Source organism: Streptomyces sp. NBC_01775 (assembly GCF_035917675.1).
In the GTDB taxonomy this organism is placed as follows: Bacteria; Actinomycetota; Actinomycetes; order Streptomycetales; family Streptomycetaceae; genus Streptomyces.
Genome location: NZ_CP109104.1, coordinates 5,659,497 through 5,678,269 on the forward strand (window position 1 = coordinate 5,659,497; position 18,773 = coordinate 5,678,269).

General features: G+C 71.9%; 13 protein-coding genes and 1 pseudogene. 9 read left to right on the forward strand and 5 right to left on the reverse strand.

The window, feature by feature from the left end; genetic code table 11:
* Nucleotides 1–62 precede the first annotated feature (62 nt).
* Together OHB04_RS25330 and OHB04_RS25335 are read left to right on the forward strand one after the other, a co-directional pair.
* Nucleotides 63–1,139, forward strand: coding sequence for a COG1470 family protein (locus tag OHB04_RS25330; RefSeq protein ID WP_405803935.1), 1,077 nt, complete (start codon nucleotides 63–65; stop codon nucleotides 1,137–1,139).
* Nucleotides 1,136–2,212, forward strand: coding sequence for a hypothetical protein (locus OHB04_RS25335; RefSeq protein WP_405803933.1), 1,077 nt, complete (start codon nucleotides 1,136–1,138; stop codon nucleotides 2,210–2,212). The genes OHB04_RS25330 and OHB04_RS25335 overlap by 4 nt, the downstream gene beginning before the upstream one ends.
* A 133-nt stretch (nucleotides 2,213–2,345) precedes the next feature.
* Here OHB04_RS25335 and OHB04_RS25340 read toward each other — a convergent pair whose 3' ends face one another.
* Entirely contained in the window at nucleotides 2,346–3,872 is a 1,527-nt protein-coding gene (locus tag OHB04_RS25340) for a peptide MFS transporter (RefSeq protein ID WP_326808388.1), read from the reverse strand.
* Between the two features lie 294 nt (nucleotides 3,873–4,166).
* Between OHB04_RS25340 and OHB04_RS25345 the strand changes: the two genes are divergently transcribed.
* Both OHB04_RS25345 and OHB04_RS25350 read left to right on the forward strand, forming a co-directional pair.
* Entirely contained in the window at nucleotides 4,167–4,847 is a 681-nt protein-coding gene (locus tag OHB04_RS25345) for a response regulator transcription factor (RefSeq protein WP_326689952.1), read from the forward strand.
* A gap of 12 nt (nucleotides 4,848–4,859) precedes the next feature.
* Nucleotides 4,860–6,140 carry an ATP-binding protein gene (locus OHB04_RS25350; RefSeq protein WP_326689953.1) on the forward strand — a complete coding sequence of 427 codons (1,281 nt, stop codon included), beginning with the start codon at nucleotides 4,860–4,862 and terminating at the stop codon, nucleotides 6,138–6,140.
* Here OHB04_RS25350 and OHB04_RS25355 read toward each other — a convergent pair.
* A complete protein-coding gene (locus tag OHB04_RS25355) occupies nucleotides 6,060–6,662 on the reverse strand; it encodes a GtrA family protein (RefSeq protein ID WP_326692896.1) in 603 nt (200 codons plus the stop codon). The two genes, OHB04_RS25350 and OHB04_RS25355, sit on opposite strands and share 81 nt — an antisense overlap.
* Nucleotides 6,663–7,054: 392 nt before the next feature.
* Here OHB04_RS25355 and OHB04_RS25360 point away from each other — a divergent pair, with 392 nt between their 5' ends.
* From OHB04_RS25360 to OHB04_RS25375, 4 genes are all read left to right on the forward strand, one after another.
* Nucleotides 7,055–8,200: a 5-(carboxyamino)imidazole ribonucleotide synthase gene (locus tag OHB04_RS25360; protein WP_326689954.1), complete on the forward strand. Its 1,146-nt coding sequence runs from the start codon at nucleotides 7,055–7,057 to the stop codon at nucleotides 8,198–8,200.
* A 203-nt stretch (nucleotides 8,201–8,403) separates the two neighbouring features.
* Nucleotides 8,404–8,958 (forward strand): 5-(carboxyamino)imidazole ribonucleotide mutase, encoded by a 555-nt coding sequence (gene purE / locus OHB04_RS25365; protein ID WP_326689955.1) that lies wholly within the window; start codon nucleotides 8,404–8,406, stop codon nucleotides 8,956–8,958.
* On the forward strand, nucleotides 8,955–10,178 hold the full coding sequence (locus OHB04_RS25370) for a dipeptidase (protein WP_326808389.1): 1,224 nt from the start codon (nucleotides 8,955–8,957) through the stop codon (nucleotides 10,176–10,178). The genes purE and OHB04_RS25370 overlap by 4 nt, the downstream gene beginning before the upstream one ends.
* 378 nt (nucleotides 10,179–10,556) lie before the next feature.
* Nucleotides 10,557–13,814 (forward strand): amidohydrolase family protein, encoded by a 3,258-nt coding sequence (locus OHB04_RS25375; protein WP_442815106.1) that lies wholly within the window; start codon nucleotides 10,557–10,559, stop codon nucleotides 13,812–13,814.
* Between the two features lie 184 nt (nucleotides 13,815–13,998).
* Here OHB04_RS25375 and OHB04_RS25380 read toward each other — a convergent pair.
* Both OHB04_RS25380 and OHB04_RS25385 read right to left on the reverse strand, forming a co-directional pair.
* Nucleotides 13,999–14,808 (reverse strand): annotated as a pseudogene (locus tag OHB04_RS25380) (glycoside hydrolase family 16 protein); the annotation flags it as partial.
* Between the two features lie 410 nt (nucleotides 14,809–15,218).
* Complete coding sequence (locus tag OHB04_RS25385) at nucleotides 15,219–16,385, reverse strand: acyl-CoA dehydrogenase (RefSeq protein WP_326689957.1); 1,167 nt, start codon at nucleotides 16,383–16,385, stop codon at nucleotides 15,219–15,221.
* A gap of 160 nt (nucleotides 16,386–16,545) precedes the next feature.
* Between OHB04_RS25385 and OHB04_RS25390 the strand changes: the two genes are divergently transcribed.
* Entirely contained in the window at nucleotides 16,546–17,889 is a 1,344-nt protein-coding gene (locus OHB04_RS25390; RefSeq protein WP_326808390.1) for a UDP-glucose dehydrogenase family protein, read from the forward strand.
* A 267-nt stretch (nucleotides 17,890–18,156) separates the two neighbouring features.
* Here OHB04_RS25390 and OHB04_RS25395 read toward each other — a convergent pair whose 3' ends face one another.
* Nucleotides 18,157–18,702, reverse strand: coding sequence for a CGNR zinc finger domain-containing protein (locus tag OHB04_RS25395; RefSeq protein WP_326689959.1), 546 nt, complete (start codon nucleotides 18,700–18,702; stop codon nucleotides 18,157–18,159).
* Between the last annotated feature and the right edge of the window lie 71 nt (nucleotides 18,703–18,773).

Here is an 18,773-nt window from a genome sequence, read left to right on the forward strand (position 1 = left end):
GGGAGGCGGAGGGTGCCCCACCACCCCCACCGAGCGAGAGACCGTCTTCGTCCGAACTGCCGGTGTTGTCCGTGCTGTCGGTGCTCTTCGCCGTCGTGGTGGCCGTCTGCGCGGCCGGGAGCCCGGCGGGCGCCGCCGAGCCCGGTGGCAAGGGCGGCGACAAGGGCGGGGCCACGACGTCGGCCCGGTGGAAAGCCGCGCCGTTGCCGCCCCAGGGGGCGCCCACCAAGGACGCGCGGGCGTACTTCTACCTGGAGGGCGCCCCCGGCACCGTCCTCAAGGACACCCTCGCGCTCACCAACGACAGCGGGAAGACCCGCACTTTCCGGCTGCGCGGGGCCGACGCGTACAACGAGCGCGGCGGTGGCTTCGCCGTGCGCGGCGAAGGCCGGAGCAAGGGGCCGGGCACCTGGCTGGCCCCGGCCCAGGAGAGCGTCGAGGTGCCGCCGCACACCCGGGCCGAGGTGCCCTTCGCTGTGACCGTCCCCGAGGGCGCCGTCCCCGGCGACCATCCGGCGGCCGTCGTCGTCAGCGACGGCAAGCGGAAGGCGGGTGTTCGGCTTCACCTGCGGGTGAGCGGGCCCACTCTGGCGGCGCTCAGCGTCGAGAACGTGTCCGTCGACGAGCGCGACGGCGGCGGCGCGAGCGCGACGTACACGCTGGTCAACCGGGGTAACACCGCGTTGCGGCCCCGGCTCGCCATCCGGGCCGGCGGGCTCTTCGGGCCGCTGCCTTCTCCCGAGGCCCGCACCCTGCCCGTCGAACTGCTGCCCGGACAGCGCGTCACCCGCCACGAGAGCTGGCCGCAGGCACCCGCCGCCGACCTCGCGGACGTCCGGCTGGCCGTCACCGCCGAGGGCGGCGCGCGGGATACCGCCACGGCCTCGTACACCGCCGTGCCCTGGGGGTGGGCCGCCGCACTCGGCGCGCTCCTGGCTCTCGCCGGGGGCGGCGCGGGCTGGTACGTACTCAGAAGACGGCGCGCGTCCGACGGCCGGGAGCGGGGCGCCGGCCAAGGCGATGACGCCGACGAGGATGCCGACAAGGACGACGACGAAGGGGACGGCCGGAACGGCACCGACGGCGGCGACGGCCGGAACAGCGGTGGGCAGCGCGAGTTGACGGGAGCGGCGAAGTGAGCACGAGCATCCGGAGGAGGGCGCGCACGGCACTGCGCCGCGCTGTTGACGCGCTGGGCGCGACGGTGCTGGTGGCGCTGCTGGCCGTGCTGGTCACGGACCCGGCGAGCGCGTTGACGTCGGCCTCGGCACCGGCTGCCGTCTCGGCACCGGCCGCCGAGGAGGACCCCGGGATCACCGTCTCGAAGAAGGAGGCGGGCACCGGCAGCGGCGTCACCGTACGCGGCACGGGCTGGCGCCCCCGTACCCTGCTCACCCTGCTGATCTGCGGCCAGAACGCCATCGGCGGCACCAACGCCTGCGCCAACGCGGAAGGGCGTGCCGTCACCACCGGCAAGGACGGCGGCTTCCGCAAGAAGATCCCGGTCACCGAGCCGCCCGAGGCGTGCCCGTGCGTCGTACGGGCGACGACGGTGACGGGCGCGTACGCGGCGGCCGACGCGAAGTTCAAGGTCGCCGGGCACCCCGTCAAGCCGCTGCCCGAGGAGCGCACCGCGGGTCGGCTGACCGTGCTGGCCGCACGGCTGGAGGGCGACAGCGGGCTGCTCAACTGGTTCGGCGCGCCCGAGCAGCGCAAGCTCGTCCTGACGGTCGGCAACCTGGGCGCCGACCGCGCCAAGGACCCCGTCTTCGAGGTGGGGACCGCGCACGGGGTCCTGGCCCCCGGCTGGGAGCGCCAGCAGTGGCGCGGCACCGTGGATCCGGGCAAGAAGGCGCAGGTCACGCTGCCTGTGGAGCTGTCGTCGGGGTCGCACGGGGACTATACGGTCGCCGCGAAGTACGGCGAGAAGGTGCTGACGGAGCAGCCCTGGGACGTGGGCCGTCCCTGGGGGGTGACCCTCTTCTGGCTCCTGCTGTGCGTGGTCGTGCCGCTGGCCCTCTTCCGCCTCGGCATGGCGGTCGTGGACCGCACCCGCCCCCGCCGCCCCGGCCAGGTCGTCACGGACCGCCCCCGGTGGAAGCCCCGCCTGCGCGTGCCGTCCTCCCGGACGCCGGCGCCCGAGGAAGAGCGACCCCCCACGAAACCCCTCCCGTGGTTCACCCCCGACACGGTCCCGCCTCCCGACCCCTGACCTGGCCCCGTCCTCCCGCGACTGACCCGGCCCCGTCTTCCCGCGACGGCGGGAAGGAGGCAAGGGAACGCCCCCTGACTCGGGCCAGAGGCCGAAGAAGGGGGCGGACCAATTGGGGCTGAGCGAGGGCGGGCTATTTCACTTCGCTCATCGTCGATGTGATCTGGCGGCGGTACATGAACACCGCGACGCCCGCGAGGGCGGCGAGGGCCGCTTCGACGGCGACGACCCCCGTCGTGCTCAGGTCGGCGCCGCCGATCGCCAGCAGGCCGGTGACGCTGTCCCCGGCGGTGACGGCGAGGAACCAGACACCCATGAGCTGGCTGGCGTACTTCGCGGGAGCCAGCTTCGTGGTGACGGAGAGACCGACCGGGGACAGGCACAGCTCGGCGATGGTGTGCATCAGGAAGATCAGCACCAGCCACATCGGGCTGACCTTCGTGCCGCCGGTGGCCATGCCCATCGGGATGACGAAGACGAAGAAGGACAGCCCCGTCACCACCAGCGCGAAGGCGAACTTCCCGGTGGTCGACGGCTCCTTGCCGCGCCGGGCGAGCGCCAGCCACAGCGAGGCGAAGAGCGGCGCGAGCAGGATGATGAACAGCGGGTTGATCGACTGGAACCACGTCGAGGGGAAGTGCCAGCCCAGGATCGACGTCGAGGTCTTCGCGTCGCCGAACGCCTGCACCGTCGACGCGCCCTGGTCGTAGATCATCCAGAAGATCGCGGCTGCCGCGAAGAACCAGATGTAGCCGGTCATCCGGCCCTGTTCGGCCTGGGTGAGGTCCTTGTCGCGCTTGATCCGTACCAGCACCCCCACCGGGATGATCAGTCCGAGGACGGTGAGCGGGATCATCGCCCAGTTGAGGGTGAAGGTCCCGGTCGCGACGACTATGCCGTAGAAGACGACGGCGATGATCAGCCACATCAGCGACTTGCGCAGCACCCCGGAGCGCTCCCGCTCGGACAGCGGCGAGGGAATCTGGCTGCTGCGGGGGTCCAGGTGGCGCGAGCCGTACAGGAACTGGATCAGGCCCAGGGCCATGCCGGCGGCGGCGAGGGCGAAGCCCAGGTGCCAGTTGACGGTCTGTCCGACGGTGCCGATCACGAACGGCGCGAAGAACGAGCCGATGTTGATGCCCATGTAGAAGACCGTGAAGCCGCCGTCGCGGCGCGGGTCGTCGGGGCCGTTGTACAGGTCGCCGACCATCTTGGAGATGTTGGCCTTGAGCAGGCCGGAGCCGGTGGCGACGAAGGCGAGGCCGATGAAGAACGACGCCTCGCCGGGAATCGCCAGCGTGAGGTGGCCGAGCATGATGATGCCGGCGCCGACCGCCACGGTCTTGCGGGGGCCCCAGACGCGGTCGCCGAACCAGCCGCCGGGCATGGTCAGCAGGTAGACCATCGCGTTGTAGACGGAGTAGATCGCCGTCGCGGTCGCCAGGTCCATGGCGAGGCCGCCGCCTTGGTGCCCGGCTCCGCCCTCGCCCGCGTCGGGTCCGCCCGCCACGAGGTAGACGACGAGCAGAGCGCGAAGGCCGTAGAAGCTGAAGCGCTCCCACATCTCCGTCATGAAGAGCGTGGCCAGACCTCGTGGGTGGCCGAGGAAGGTCTTGCCGCCGGTGTCGCCGGGGCGGTCCTTCGTCAGGCTGGGCGCCATATGCGTGTTCCTTGCCTTGCGCTACGGGAAGCGTGGGGGACCCGTGCACGTAAAAGGACCCCTGGCCGGTGTGCTGTGCGCCAGGAGTCCTAGACGTTCACTACTTGTATGCACTCACCATATGTCACACTCGTCGCCCCTACGGAAGCGCTTGCGACATACATCACAGGTGAAGTCCGCAACCTTCCCGCCTATTCGATGGTGACATACCCATCCCACCCGGTAATCACCAGGTGACCCAGGGGAGCGCACCGTCTGCCCCTTACGCTCGGCCACGCGGACTACCATCGGTACATGACTCGTGTACTGCTCGCCGAGGATGACGCATCGATCTCGGAACCGCTCGCACGCGCTCTGCGCCGCGAGGGCTACGAGGTCGAGGTGCGCGAGGACGGCCCCACCGCGCTCGACGCCGGGCTGCGGGAGGGCATCGACCTGGTCGTGCTCGACCTGGGACTTCCCGGCATGGACGGGCTGGAGGTCTGCCGCCGGCTGCGCAACGAGGGCCACACCTTTCCCGTCCTCGTCCTGACGGCGCGCGCCGACGAGGTGGACACCGTCGTCGGCCTGGACGCCGGCGCCGACGACTACGTCACCAAGCCCTTCCGGCTGGCCGAGCTGCTCGCGCGGGTGCGGGCCCTGCTGCGCCGGGGCACCCCCGCCGAGCCCACCCCGCCGCCCGCCACCCACGGGGTACGGATCGACGTCGAGTCCCACCGCGCCTGGATGGGCGAGGAGGAGCTCCAGCTCACCGCGAAGGAGTTCGACCTGCTGCGGGTCCTGGTACGCGACGCGGGCCGGGTCGTCACCCGCGACCAGCTGATGCGCGAGGTGTGGGACACCACCTGGTGGTCCTCGACCAAGACGCTGGACATGCACATCTCCTGGCTGCGCAAGAAGCTCGGCGACGACGCGGCCAACCCGCGCTACATCGCCACCGTTCGCGGCGTCGGCTTCCGCTTCGAGAAGAGCTAGGAAAGCCGGCACGTGCGCCGTCGGCTCATCCTGTCCACCCTTGCCGTCGTCCTGGTCGTCGTCGCGGTCTTCGGGGTCTCGCTCGTCATCGTCGAGTCCCGCACGATCGAGAACAGCACCCGGGAGAACGTCCGCTCCGAGGCCGTGCGCCTCGTCTCCACCGTCGAGAGCCGGGTCGTGGCGGGGGAGCGGGTGACGCCCGAGTCGATCGGGGTCACCGCGTCCGGAGACCGCTACGTCCGCGTCGAGATGCCGGGCCGCCGGGCCCCGATCGAGGTGGGCGGCAAGCCGTCCGGCGACGTCGTCCAGGCCCGGGAGACCGGCGCGCACGGTGAGCGCGTCACCGTGCAGGAGCCCCGTTCGACGGTGCGCGCCGAGGTCGGCCGCACCCTGCTGATCATCATGGCCGTCGCGGTGCTCGCGGTGATCTCCGCCGCCGTGCTGGCCGTGCGCCAGGCCCACCGGGTGGCGGCGCCGCTGACCGATCTGGCCGAGACCGCCGAGCGCCTCGGCTCGGGCGACCCGCGCCCCCGGCACCGCCGGTACGGGGTGCCCGAGCTGGACCGGGTGGCCGATGTGCTGGACGCCAGTGCCGACCGGATCGGGCGGATGCTCACCGCCGAGCGGCGGCTGGCCGCCGATGCCTCCCACCAGCTGCGTACGCCGCTGACCGCGCTGTCCATGCGGCTGGAGGAGATCATCGCGACCGCCGACACCGACGACCCGGAGGACCGGGCCACGGTCAAGGAGGAGGCGACCATCGCGCTCGCACAGGTCGAGCGGCTCACCGACGTGGTGCAGCGGCTGCTGACCAACTCCCGCGACCCGCGCTCGGGCTCGGCCGTCAGCTTCGACCTGGACGAGGTCGTCAAGCAGCAGATAGAGGAGTGGAAGCCCGCCTACCGCAGCGAGGGCCGGGCCATAGTGCGCTCCGGCAAGACGGGGCTGCGCGCGGTGGGCACCCCGGGTGCGGTGGCGCAGGTGCTGGCCACCTTGATCGAGAACTCGCTGATGCACGGTGACGGCACGGTCGCGCTGCGCACCCGCGTCATCGGCAACCAGGTGGTGGTGGAGGTCACGGACCAGGGCCCCGGCGTGGACGAGGCACTCGGCTCGCGGGTCTTCGAGCGGACCGTCAGCGGCCACAACTCCACCGGGCTCGGCCTCGCCGTCGCCCGCGACCTGGCCGAGGCCGACGGCGGGCGGCTGGAGCTACTTCAGCAGTTGCCGCCGGTCTTCGCGCTGTTCCTCAGCCGCGAGGCCGCCGACATCGACCCGGCGTCCACGTCCTGAAGCGCGCGCCCCGCTGCCCGTCACGCGCTTGGTGCGCTGGCCGGGCCGCGCCTCCTGCTGGGCTGCCGCGTCCTCCTCGGCGTGGAACGCCGCCACCCGGAAGACCCAGGTGCGGTAGGACCAGAAGCGGAAGACGGTGCCGATGCCGAGCCCGATGACGTTCTTGGCGATGTTGTCGGCGAGCGTCGAGGTGTACCCGAAGCCGTAGTGCGAGAGGGCGAGGATGCCGTTCTCCAGCACCAGCGCGATCCCGCTGAAGAGGAAGAAGAGCGAAGTCTCACGGTGGACCCGGCTCTTGTCGATGTGCCGGTAGGTCCAGTACCGGTTGCCCACGTAGTTCGTGCCGATGGCGACGACCTGGGAGATGACGCCGGAGCGGATCGGAGCGAGCTGGAACGTGTGGATGCACAGATTGAAGATCGCGACGTTCACCAGGAAGCCCAGCGCTCCGACGGCGCCGAACTTGGCCAGTTCGCGCACGATGCGTTCAAGTCGCGGGCGCACTGAGCGCCATTCACCCATAGTGATGCTGAGCCCCGTTCCGGTCGACGTCGTCCGTTGCCCCATGCTAGCCAGCGGGAGAAACGTTCCGTAGGGCGATTGCCGCAGCCGCTGTGCCCCAGCCGGGCGCGCCATCGTCTCACCGGCCCCGCCGCCGCGCACACGGGCCCCCTGGGCCGGCCTGCGGGCCCCGGCGTCCGGGCAGGTCAGCCGGTGACGGCGATACGGAACGTGACATCCGTCGCGGGAGGGTCCGCGTCGGTCCGCTCGTGCTCGGTGCCGCGGCGGAAACCCTCGTGCCGCCCGACCAGGGGGTCTCGTCAGGCGCACCTCACACCTGGCGGCTGCCGGGGACAGGGAGGGCGGCCCGACCGCGCCGCAGCGGCCCCGCCTCGCCCCGTACCCTGGTGACCGTGACATTTCCGGTAGTCGGCATGGTCGGCGGCGGCCAGCTCGCCCGTATGACCCACGAGGCGGGCATCCCCCTCGGCATCAGATTCAAGCTCCTTTCAGACACTCCGCAGGACTCCGCGGCGCAGGTGGTGGGCGACGTCGTCGTCGGTGACTACCGCGACCTGGAGACGCTGCGGAGTTTCGCACGCGGCTGTGACGTGATCACTTTCGATCACGAACATGTGCCGACCGAGCACCTGCGGGCGCTGGAGGCGGACGGCATCCCCGTACGCCCCGGGCCCGACGCGCTCGTGCACGCCCAGGACAAGGGCGTCATGCGCGACCGCCTCGCCCGCATGGGCGTCCCCGTGCCCCGCAACCGCCTCGTGCGCGACCAGGCGGACGTCGCCGCCTTCGCCACGGAGGGCACGGGCTTCCCGGTCGTACTGAAGACGGTGCGCGGCGGCTACGACGGCAAGGGTGTGTGGGTCGTACGCGACGCGGACGACCCGTCCGCCGCCGAGCCCTTCAAAGCGGGCGTGCCCGTGCTCGCCGAGGAGAAGGTCGACTTCGCCAGGGAGCTGGCCGCAGGCGTTGTCCGCTCCCCGCACGGCCAGGCCGTCGCCTACCCCGTCGTCGAGTCCATCCAGACCGACGGCGTGTGCGACACCGTGATCGCGCCGGCGCCCGGCCTCCCGGAGGCGGCGGCGGTGCACGCGCAGGAGCTGGCGCTGCGGATCGCGCACGAGCTGGGCGTGGTCGGACACCTGGCCGTCGAGCTGTTCGAGACGCGGGACGGCGCGGTGCTCGTCAACGAGCTGGCCATGCGCCCCCACAACTCCGGGCACTGGACGCAGGACGGCGCGGTCACCTCGCAGTTCGCCAACCATGTGCGCGCCGTGCTGGACCTCCCGCTCGGTGACCCGCGCTCGCGCGCGCCGTGGACCGTCATGGCCAACGTGCTCGGTGGCGACTACCCCGACATGTACTCCGCGTACCTGCACTGCATGGCCCGTGACCCGCAGCTGAAGATCCACATGTACGGCAAGACGGTGAAGCCGGGGCGCAAGGTGGGCCATGTGAACGTGTACGGCGACGATCTCGCCGACGTCCGCGCCCGCGCCGCCCACGCGGCGGCGTACCTGCGCGGCACGGTCGTGGAGTGAGCGCGCTCTTACCCGCCGGCCCGCCCCTTGCCCTGAGACGTGCCGGTGCGGCGCGGCGCTCTCCGGTCGCGCTTGTGCCCGTCCTCGGGTGCGTTGCGGCCCCGCTGTCCCCTCCCGTCCACCCACCCGTTGCCCTGGTTCCCGTCCGATGCCCCCGTTGTCCGGCGCCGCGCCGCCGGGCGTTCTCTCACTCAAGGAGACGTATGAGCAGTTCAAGCAGTGCCAGTCCGCTTGTCGGGGTGGTCATGGGGTCCGATTCGGACTGGTCGGTCATGGAGGAGGCGGCCAAGGCGCTGGGGGAGTTCGGGGTCGAGTACGAGGTCGACGTCGTTTCCGCGCACCGGATGCCGCGCGAAATGCTCGCGTACGGCGAGGACGCCGCCGACCGGGGACTCAAGACGATCATCGCCGGGGCCGGCGGTGCGGCACACCTGCCGGGCATGCTCGCCTCGGTCACCCCGCTGCCGGTGATCGGCGTCCCGGTGCCTTTGAAGTACCTGGACGGCATGGACTCCCTGCTCTCCATCGTGCAGATGCCGGCGGGCGTCCCCGTCGCCGCCGTCTCCGTCGCGGGCGCCCGTAACGCGGGCCTGCTCGCCGTCCGGATGCTCGCCGCGCACGACAGCGGGCTGCGGGAGAAGATGCGCGACTTCCAGCAGGACCTGAACGAGCAGGCCGCCGAGAAGGGCAAGCGGCTGCGCGGCAAGGTGTCGGGCGACACCGGCTTCGGCTTCGGTCACCCGGGAGGCATCCGATGACGCCCGGCCCCGCGCCCGGCCCCCGTTCGGAAGCCGGCCCCCACCTGGAGGCCGCCCGCGAGCTGCTGGCCGCCCACCCCGTCGTGGACGGGCACAACGACCTGCCGTGGGCGCTGCGCGAGCAGGTGCGCTACGACCTCGACCGGCTCGACCTGGCCGCCGACCAGAGCGACAGGCTGCACACCGACCTCCCCCGGCTGCGGGCGGGCGGCGTGGGCGCGCAGTTCTGGTCCGTCTACGTGCCGGGCAAGCTGACCGGCGACCACGCGGTGAGCGCCACCCTGGAGCAGATCGACGTCGTACGGGCCTTCGTGGCGCGCTTCGGCGACGACCTCCAGCTCGCCTTCAGCGCCGAGGACATGGAGGCGGCACGCGCGCAGGGCCGTATCGCCTCGCTGATGGGCGCCGAGGGCGGGCACTCCATCGACAACTCCCTCGCCACCTTGCGCGCCCTGCACCAGCTGGGCGTGCGCTATATGACGCTCACGCACAACAACTCGCTCGCCTGGGCCGACTCGGCCACCGACGAGCCCCGCGCCGACGGGCTCTCCCGCTTCGGTGAGGAGGTCGTGCGCGAGATGAACCGGCTGGGCATGCTCGTCGACCTCTCCCACGTCGCCGCCTCCACGATGCGCGACGCGCTGCGCGTCACCGAGGCGCCGGTGATCTTCTCGCACTCCTCGGCGCGCGCCGTGTGCGATCACCCGCGCAACATCCCCGACGACGTGCTGGCGCTGCTGCCGGACAACGGCGGGGTGGCGATGGTGACGTTCGTGCCGAAGTTCGTCCTGAACGAGGCCGCGACCTGGAACGAGGCCGCCGACGCGAACATGACCGCGCACGGCCTCAGCCCTCTGGAGATGGGCGAGGAGGGCCGGAAGGTGCAGCGGGACTTCGAGCGGGACAACCCCCGCCCGGTCCCGGACGCCTCGACCGTCGCCGATCACCTGGACCACATGCGGGAGGTCGCCGGGATCGATCACCTCGGCATCGGCGGCGACTTCGACGGCACGCCCTTCACCCCCGCCCAGCTGGAGGACGTGGCCGGATACCCGCATCTGGTGGCCGAACTCCTCGGCAGGAAGTGGTCGGAGGCGGACCTGGCCAAGCTCACCTGGGGCAACGCCGTCCGGGTGCTGCGCGAAGCGCAGGCCGTGGCCCGCGGCATCCAGGCCCGGCGCGGCCCGTCGATCGCCACCCTCGAGCAGCTCGACGGCTGACCCTCCCCGGCCGGCATCCCGTACGGGTTCGTTGCGCGTCCTGGCGCGCGTTCCGTACGCGGTTCCTGTACGCGGCTCCTGTACGTGTTCCTGTACGCGTTCCTTCCGGACGGCGTGGCGCCTTTGCGGCGGTTCCCCGAGGGCGAAGCGGTCTTGACCGCGCCCCTCGGGGCCCGCGAGCATCAGGCGCCCCCCCACGCCCGTGTCCAGGGAGGACTGTTGGCCACCTCGGAAGCATCCGGTTCACGTCCCGCTCAGGCCCCCGCCCCCGCACCCGTCACCGATTCGGCGCCCGATTCCCCGCCCCCCACGGTGTCCACGCCCGCCGCCGCTCCGGGGCCGGAGGCCGTCACGGCGCCGGGTCCGGAGCGCGTCGCCGTGCCGGAGACCGCTACCGTGCGGGAGACCGCCACCGTGCCGGAGAGCGGCGTCCTCGCCCGGCGGCGGCTCCTCCAGGCCGGTGCCGTCGCGGGTGGCGCCCTCGCCACCGGCGCCCTCACCGCCCCGTCCCCCGCCGCCGCTGCGGCCCCAGCGGCTCCGGCGGCCCCCGCGCCCGCCGCGGCGCGCGCCCGGACCCTGTCCTTCTCGGCGGCCACCAACGGTGCCGCCACCCTCGTGCCCAAGGCCGGGACGCTGATCGCCGAGATGCAGAACATCCTCTGGTCCGTCCCCCGTTCGGGGGGCAAGGCCAAGCCGATCAGCGCGCCGGGGCTGGAGCCCACCCGCCCCGTGCTGGCCCCCGACGGCAAGACGCTGGCCGTGTGCGCCTACCGCGACGGCGGCTTCCACCTGTGGACCCTGCGCCCGGACGGCTCCGGGCTGCGGCAGCGCACCGACGGGCCGTGGGACGACCGGGGGCCCGCCTGGTCGCCCGACGGCACCCGGCTGGCCTTCGCCTCCGAGCGCGGCGGCGACCCCGTCAAGGGCAGCCCGTACCGCGTATGGGTCCTGGATGTGCGCAGCGGCGAGCTGGCCCGGCTCACCGGCAAGGAGGGCCAGGAGGGGCCGCTCCAGGACGGCGCCTGGGAGGACTTCGACCCCACCTGGTCCCCGGACGGCGAGCGCGTGCTGTGCGTGCGCGGCAAGGTCGTCAGCGCAGAGGCGGGGCCCGTCCTCCAGGCCCGTACGGTCGTGTCGGTGGCCGCCGACGGCAGCGGGGACGTACGCGAGGAGCACACCGATCCCACCGAGGGCGTCTCGGTGATGACACCCGCCGTCTCGCCCTCCGGCAAGCTCGCCTACCTGCGCACGACCCCGGCCCCGAAGGCGTCGTGCACCCTGGTCGTGGACGGGAAGGCGGTGGAGACCGAGGGCGATCTGGAGCCCGCGCCGCCGCGCTGGACGGACCGCGAGACGCTGCTGCTCACCGTCTCCGGCACCTTCCGGCTGCTGCGCCCCTCGCGCCCCGAGGCCGGTGAGCGCATCCCCTTCGAGGCCGAACTCCCCGTGGAGCGGCCCCGCTACCAGGTCAAGGACTACGGCTTCGAGGCGCCCGGCAGCCATCCGGTGCGCGGCATCCAGCAGCCCGTGCTGTCCCCGGACGGCGAGCACGCCGCGTTCGTCGCCGTCAACGCGCTCTGGCTGGCCCGCACCGACGGCAAGGGCCGCCCCCGCAAGCTGGTGCAGGCGGCGGCGACCCGCTACGTGTGCGCGCCCTCCTTCAGCCGGGACGGCAAGGCGCTGCTCTACAGCGACGACCGCGACGGGCTGCTGGCCGTACGGCGAAGAGAGCTGGACTCGGGCAAGGAAACGGTGCTGGCCGCCGGAGGCCGGGTCTACCCCGCGCTCTCCCCGGACGGCACCCGGCTGGCCTGCCTGGACATGGCGGGCAACCTCCTCGTCAAAGACCTCAAGGGCGGCGAGGAGCGCACCTTGGCCAAGCCGCTGGGCGGCGGCGGCATCCCGGGCCCGCCCACCTGGTCGGCCGACGGGCGCCACATCGCGCTGTGCGACCGCAACAGGCTCAACTACCGCTTCCGCGAGGGCTACAACCTCATCCGCGTCCTCGACGCCGGGAGCGGGAAGGACGCGCTGCACCCGCTGGCCTCGCACGCCTCGCTCTCGGACCGCTACTCCTCGGGCCCCGTCTGGTCCCCCGACGGGCGCTGGATCGCCGCCGTCAGCGAGTCCGCGCTGTGGGTGCTGCCGGTGCGCGCCGACGGCACCCCCGACGGCGAGGCGCGCAAACTGTCCGACGAGAGCGCGGACCACCCCTCCTGGTCGGGCGATTCGCGCTCGCTGTTGTACGTGTCGGCCGGCAAGCTGCGGCTGCGGTCCGTGGCGGACGGCGGCGGCAAGGCCCGCACCGTGCGCCTGGACCTGAACTGGCGGCGCCCGGCGCCCAAGCAGACCGTCGTGCACGCCGGACGGCTGTGGGACGGCACGGGCCCGGGGGTGCGCGAGGACGTCGACCTCGTCCTGCGGGACGGGCGCATCGCCGAGGTGGCACCGCACCGCGCGGGCCGCCGCGCCGAGCGCCGGGTGGACGCCTCGGAGCTGACCGTGCTGCCGGGCCTGTGGGACTGCCACACCCACCCCTGGCAGACGACCTACGGCGGCAGGCAGACCGTCGCGCAGCTCGCCTACGGCATCACCACCGCCGTCTCGCTCGGCGGCTTCGCCTACGAACAGGCCCGGCTGCGCGAGGCGGTGGCGGCCGGCAAGCTCGCCGGGCCCCGGCTGCTGGCCACCGGCGAACTGCTGGACGGGCCGCGTGTCGCCTACAGCATGGGCAGGGCACACCGCACCGAGGCGGGGCTGCGCCGCTCCCTGGAGCGGGCCGGCGCGCTGGACTGGGACTTCGTCAAGACGTACGTGCGGGCGCCCGCCTCGATGATGCGGGAGGCCGCAGAGTACGCGCACGAGAAGCTGGGCGTGCGCTCCGGCAGCCATCTGTGCACCCCCGGCGTGCAGATCGGCCAGGACGTGACGACCCATCTCCAGGCCACCCAGCGGCTGGAGTTCGGCCACGCCACCTCGGCGACCGGGCACAGCTACGAGGACGTCATCGGCATCTACACCACCCCAGGAGACTTCCACCTCATCGCGACGCCGTTCACCGCGGCGCCGCTCGTGGGCGCGCATCCCGAGCTGGCCGAGGACCGCAGGGTCACCAAGCTCATGCCCCCGTGGGACGTGACCGCGGTCAAGCAGCTGGCGGGCACCCCGCCCACCGAGGCGGACCTGGCCACCCTCGATGTGGAGACGGACGTCTACCGCCGCGTCCTGGCCGCCGGCGGATCCGTCGCGCTGGGCACCGACCAGCCGCTGGTGCCGGTCGGGCTGCATCTGCACATGGCACTGCGCGCCCTGCACCGGGCCGGGCTGAAGCCGCACGAGGTGCTGCGGACGGCGACGTCGATGGCCGCGAAGGTCTTCGGTGCCGAGCGCGAGCTGGGCACGGTCGAGGAGGGCAAGCTGGCCGACCTGACGCTGGTGGACGGCGACCCGCTGACGGACTTCGACTCGCTGATCCGTACGGTCACGGCGGTGCGCGGCGGAGTGCCCTACGAACAGGCCGAGCTGATCGACGCCTACAGCACCTCGGGCACCCGCGCGCACGAGGCGCGGGAGGAGCACTGGGAGCACGTGAGCCGCCAGCTGCGCCGCGACAGCTGCTGCGACCTGGGGCACTGAGGGCCTGACGTGCGGGGCCGGGCCCGGTGTGTCAGGGCCCGGCCCCGCGTGCTGCGGTGGCTGTCGCGCGCCGGGGCCCTACCGGGCGCTACGGAGTACTCGAAGGCGGGCCGGCGCACTCACGACAGCGCACTCACGACAGCGCACCCACGACAGCGCCCCGACAGCACACAGCACTGCTTCACTACTTCGCCGCCGGGACCGTGTCCGTGAAACGAGTGCCCGACTTCCGGTATCCGTCCACCTTTTCCCGCACCTGGGCCGGCGTCAGCACCTGGTCCTTGACGTGGAGGGTGTAGTCGACCTTCTCGTCGTAGCCGCGGTCCTGGGTCTCCGGCTGGCCCTCGAGGTCGATCAGCCACTGGTTGAAGCTGATCGACATCGGCTGCTCCGGCAGATAGTCCGCCCCGTGCCGGCTGACCTGCTTGCCGTCGACGTAGTACGTGATGTTCTTGTCGTCGATGGTCAGCACCAGGTCGTGCCAGCCGTCGAAGCTCTGCCGGGCCGTGGAGTGGGTGTTGACGGCTTCATAGGGGTCGGGGCGGTAGGTCTCCCAGGACGTGGTGAAGAGGGTGGGCTCCGTCTCCCCCCAGCCGCCGTTGGGCAGATACTCGAAGTCGTACTCCCCGTAGCCGTCGTCCATCGGCGCCTTGAGCTCGTTGATGGTGAAGAACGACTGCACCAGGCGGTCACCGTCGGGACCGGAGCCGGGGGCGTCGGCGAAGCGGACCCGGGCGGCGTAGGTGCCGTTCTTGAACTTCATGTCCTTGGTGGACACTTCGCTCTGCTTGGTGCTCTCGGGCGTTCCGGCCGAGGTGGTGCGCAGATTCATCACGCTGTTGCCGGCGTCGGCCTCGAAGGTGACGTTCTCCGCCGCCCAGGTCGCCCCCGGGACGCCGGGGCCACCCTCGCCCGAGCGCGCGGTCCATCCGTTCTCGGCGAGCTTCGGGTCCGCGTGATCCTTGTAGTTGAAGTCGTCGAACAAAACCTCGCCGGCGGCCGACGCGGACTTCACGGTGTCGTCCTCGACCCCTCCGGCGTCGGCCTGGAAGGCGAGAGCGGTGAGGGCGAGACCTGTCGCCGCCGCGGTCGCCACTGCGGTGCGCGTTCTGCCGCTTAAGCGGTACTTTCCGGGCACTTGTCATCTCCTTGTGGGGGGAAACCACTGGGGAACCACCAGCGGTCAACTGAACGGAGCGTAGACGGAATCGGTTCAACCCACTTAGGAGTCAAGGGCGTTGACGCCGGAGAGAGCCTCCCTGCGAAGGAACGCCCCTGCCATTCCCGGCAGGGGCGTTCCTCGTTGTCTTCGACCGGCCGGAGCACCGCCCGGACGGCGTTGGCCGCGAGCGGACCCGGCACCTGGACTCGGGCCAGGGCGGTTGGCGAAGCCGTGCCTACGGCCTACGGCAGGTTGCGCGCCATGACGATGCGCTGGACCTGGTTGGTGCCCTCGTAGATCTGCGTGATCTTCGCGTCCCGCATCATCCGCTCGACCGGGTAGTCGCGGGTGTAGCCGTAGCCGCCGAGGAGCTGGACGGCGTCCGTGGTGATCTCCATGGCCGCGTCGGAGGCGTAGCACTTGGCTGCGGCGCCGAAGAAGGTGAGGTCTTCCTTCTCGTTGCCCTGGGAGACCCGCTCGGAGCGGGCCGCCGCCGCGTAGGTGAGCTGGCGGGCCGCCTCGATCTTCATCGCCATGTCGGCCAGCATGAACTGCACGCCCTGGAAGTCGCCGATGGGCTTGCCGAACTGCTTGCGTTCCTGGACATAGCCCTTGGCGTAGTCGAGGGCGCCCTGCGCGATACCGAGGGCCTGGGCCGCGATGGTGATGCGGGTGTGGTCGAGGGTCTTCATGGCGGTGGCGAAGCCGCTGCCCTCGGCGCCGATGATCCGGTCCGCCGGGATGCGGACGTTGTCCAGGTAGACCTCGCGGGTCGGGCTGCCCTTGATGCCGAGCTTCTTCTCCGGGGCGCCGAAGGAGACGCCCGCGTCGTCCTTCTCCACGACGAAGGCGGAGATGCCCTTGGTGCGCTTGTCCGGGTCGGTGACGGCCATCACCGTGTAGTAGTCCGAGACGCCCGCGTTGGTGATCCAGCGCTTGACGCCGTTGAGGACCCAGCTGTCGCCGTCCCGTACGGCCTTGGTCTTCATGCCGCCCGCGTCCGAACCGGCGTCCGGCTCGCTCAGACAGTAGGAGAACATCGCCTCGCCCTTGGCCAGCGGCGTCAGGTAGCGCTTCTTCAGCTCGTCCGAGGCGGAGAGCATCACCGGCAGCGAGCCCAGCTTGTTGACGGCGGGGATCAGCGAGGAGGAGCCGCACACCCGGGCGACCTCCTCGATGACGATGACCGTGGCCAGCGCGTCAGCCCCGGCGCCGCCGTACTCCTCGGGGACGTGCACGGCGTGCAGATCGTTGGCCACCAGCGCGTCCAGCGCCTCCTGCGGGAACCGCGCCTCCTCGTCCACCTCGGCGGCGTGCGGAGCGATCTTCGCCTCGGCGAGCCCACGCACCGAGTCGCGGAGCATGTCGTGTTCCTCGGACGGCCGGTAGAGGTCGAAATCAGACGCCAAGGGGTCTCACTCCTTAAGAGAGCGTGCCAGCGGATTGCTAATTACCGTTAAGTAACTCGATTTTAGTGGGGGAGACGCCCCCAGGGGTACGTGAGGTTCGCGACAGGAGAGGCCCCGTTATGCTCGCGGGCAGCGTTCTGCCGTCCCAAGGAGCACCCGTATGGCCTCGCCCAAGATCACCGTGATTGGCCTCGGCTACCTCGGCGCCACCCATGCCGCCGCCATGGCCGAGCTGGGCTTCGAGGTGCTGGGCCTCGATGTGGTGCCGGAGAAGATCCGCAAGCTGGAACAGGGCACCGCACCGATGTTCGAGCCCGGCCTCGAAGAACTGCTGCGCAAGCACGTCGTCGGGGTCGAGGGCTCCAGCGGCAGGCTGCGCTTCACCGACTCCTGGCAGGAGATCGGCGAGTTCGGCGATGTCCACTTCGTCTGCGTCAACACCCCGCAGAAGCACGGCGAGTACGCCTGCGACATGTCCTACGTCGACAGCGCGATGGACTCCCTCGCCCCGCATCTGACGCACCCCGCCCTCGTCGTCGGCAAGTCCACCGTCCCGGTCGGCAGCGCCGAGCGGCTCGCAGCCCGGATCGCGGCGGCGGCCCCGGCGGGCGAGGACGCGGAGCTGGCCTGGAACCCCGAGTTCCTGCGCGAGGGCTTCGCGGTGAAGGACACCCTCCACCCCGACCGCATCGTGGTCGGCGTCCGCGGCCCGCGCGCGGAAGAACTGCTGCGCCAGGTCTACGCAACCCCCATCGCCGAGGGCTCGCCCTTCCTGGTGGCCGACTACCCGACCTCCGAACTGGTCAAGACCTCCGCCAACTCCTTCCTGGCCACGAAGATCTCCTTCATCAACGCCATGGCCGAGGTCTGCGAGGCCGCGGGCGGCGACGTGGTCAAGCTGGCCGAGGCCATCGGGCACGACGACCGGATCGGCCGCAAGTTCCTGCGCGCCGGCATCGGCTTCGGCGGGGGCTGTCTGCCCAAGGACATCCGCGCCTTCATGGCCCGCGCGGGCGAGCTGGGCGCCTCCGAGGCGCTGTCCTTCCTGCGCGAGGTCGACTCCATCAACATGCGACGCAGGGCCCAGATGGTCGAGCTGACCCGCGAGGCGGTGGGCGGGGCGCTGCTGGGCAAGCGCATCGCCGTCCTGGGCGCCACCTTCAAGCCCGACTCGGACGACGTACGCGACTCCCCGGCCCTCAACGTCGCGGGCCAGCTCCATCTCCAGGGCGCGCAGGTCACGGTCTACGACCCGAAGGGCATGGACAACGCGCGCGCCATCTTCCCCACCCTGGGCTACGCGGACACGGCGGGAGCGGCCGTACGCGGCGCGGACGTGGTGCTGCACCTGACGGAGTGGAACGAGTTCAAGGAGCTGGACCCGGCGGTTCTGGCCGAGGCGGTGGCCACCCCCCACATCCTCGACGGCCGCAACACCCTGGACCCCGCCACCTGGCGCAAGGCCGGCTGGACCTTCCGCGCCCTGGGCCGCCCGACAGCCTGAAACCACCCCCTTCCCACCCCGCCGCCGGCAACCGTCCAGGGGGTGCCGCCCTCATCTTTTTCCGCCGCGAGGGCGAGCACTCCCGACGAGCGGCCCGGCGGTGCCGGAACAAGCGGCCCCGCTCGCAGGGGGCGACGCGCGCTCCCCCTCCGGCGGAGGCCAAACGGGCCGGGGGCCGGAGCGCCGGACGGCACACAAGGCTCCCCGCGGCCGGCGGGGCTCACAGGACACCCGCGAAGAAGGACCTGTGGGGGCACCCGTACGTGCCTATCGGGCGCGCCGCGCCCGATAGGTGCGCATTTTGGCGCGACTCCCGCACACCGCCATGTCGCACCACCGCCGCCGCCCCGCGGGGCTGCGGTCGTAGAACGCCCACACGCAATCCCGTGCCTCGCACGCCTTGAGCCGCTGCCAGTTCCCCTCGCCCGCCGCGGTGGCGATCCCCGCCGCGAGATGAGCCGTCAGCGCCGTGAGCCCGCTCGGTCCGGGCGCCGGCCGTAGCGCCGTCTCACCGTCGGCGGCGATGGCCAAGGTGAGCGGGGCGGCGGAGAGCCGCAGCTCCAGGGTCCGCGCCGCTTCCGGCGGCATCGGGACACCCGCGTGCGCCAGACAGGCGGCACGCAGCGCCTCCCGTAGTTCACGCAGCCCCGGAAGGTCGCGTTCCCGCAGGCCCAACGCGGGCAGCCGGTGCTCGCGGAGGAACGCGGCGAGCCCCTCGGCGTCGGCGAGGCCGTCGGCGCCGGTCTCGACGTCGAGGGTGTTCACCAGCTCCTGCACCAAGAGGAGGGAATCCGGCGTCGCTCTGTCTCCCACCCTTGTCACGTTACCGCCGCCCGGCCATCATGAGGTAACGGGCTCGTTACCGGATAACGGCGTACTGCGGT

Bases quoted from the DNA above. Each gene is read 5' to 3' on its own strand.
- purE (WP_326689955.1), top strand. From the start codon at position 8,404: ATGAGCAGTTCAAGCAGTGCCAGTCCGCTTGTCGGGGTGGTCATGGGG.
- OHB04_RS25340 (WP_326808388.1), bottom strand. From the start codon at position 3,872: ATGGCGCCCAGCCTGACGAAGGACCGCCCCGGCGACACCGGCGGCAAG.
- OHB04_RS25355 (WP_326692896.1), bottom strand. From the start codon at position 6,662: ATGGGTGAATGGCGCTCAGTGCGCCCGCGACTTGAACGCATCGTGCGC.
- OHB04_RS25345 (WP_326689952.1), top strand. From the start codon at position 4,167: ATGACTCGTGTACTGCTCGCCGAGGATGACGCATCGATCTCGGAACCG.
- OHB04_RS25390 (WP_326808390.1), top strand. From the start codon at position 16,546: ATGGCCTCGCCCAAGATCACCGTGATTGGCCTCGGCTACCTCGGCGCC.
- OHB04_RS25370 (WP_326808389.1), top strand. From the start codon at position 8,955: ATGACGCCCGGCCCCGCGCCCGGCCCCCGTTCGGAAGCCGGCCCCCAC.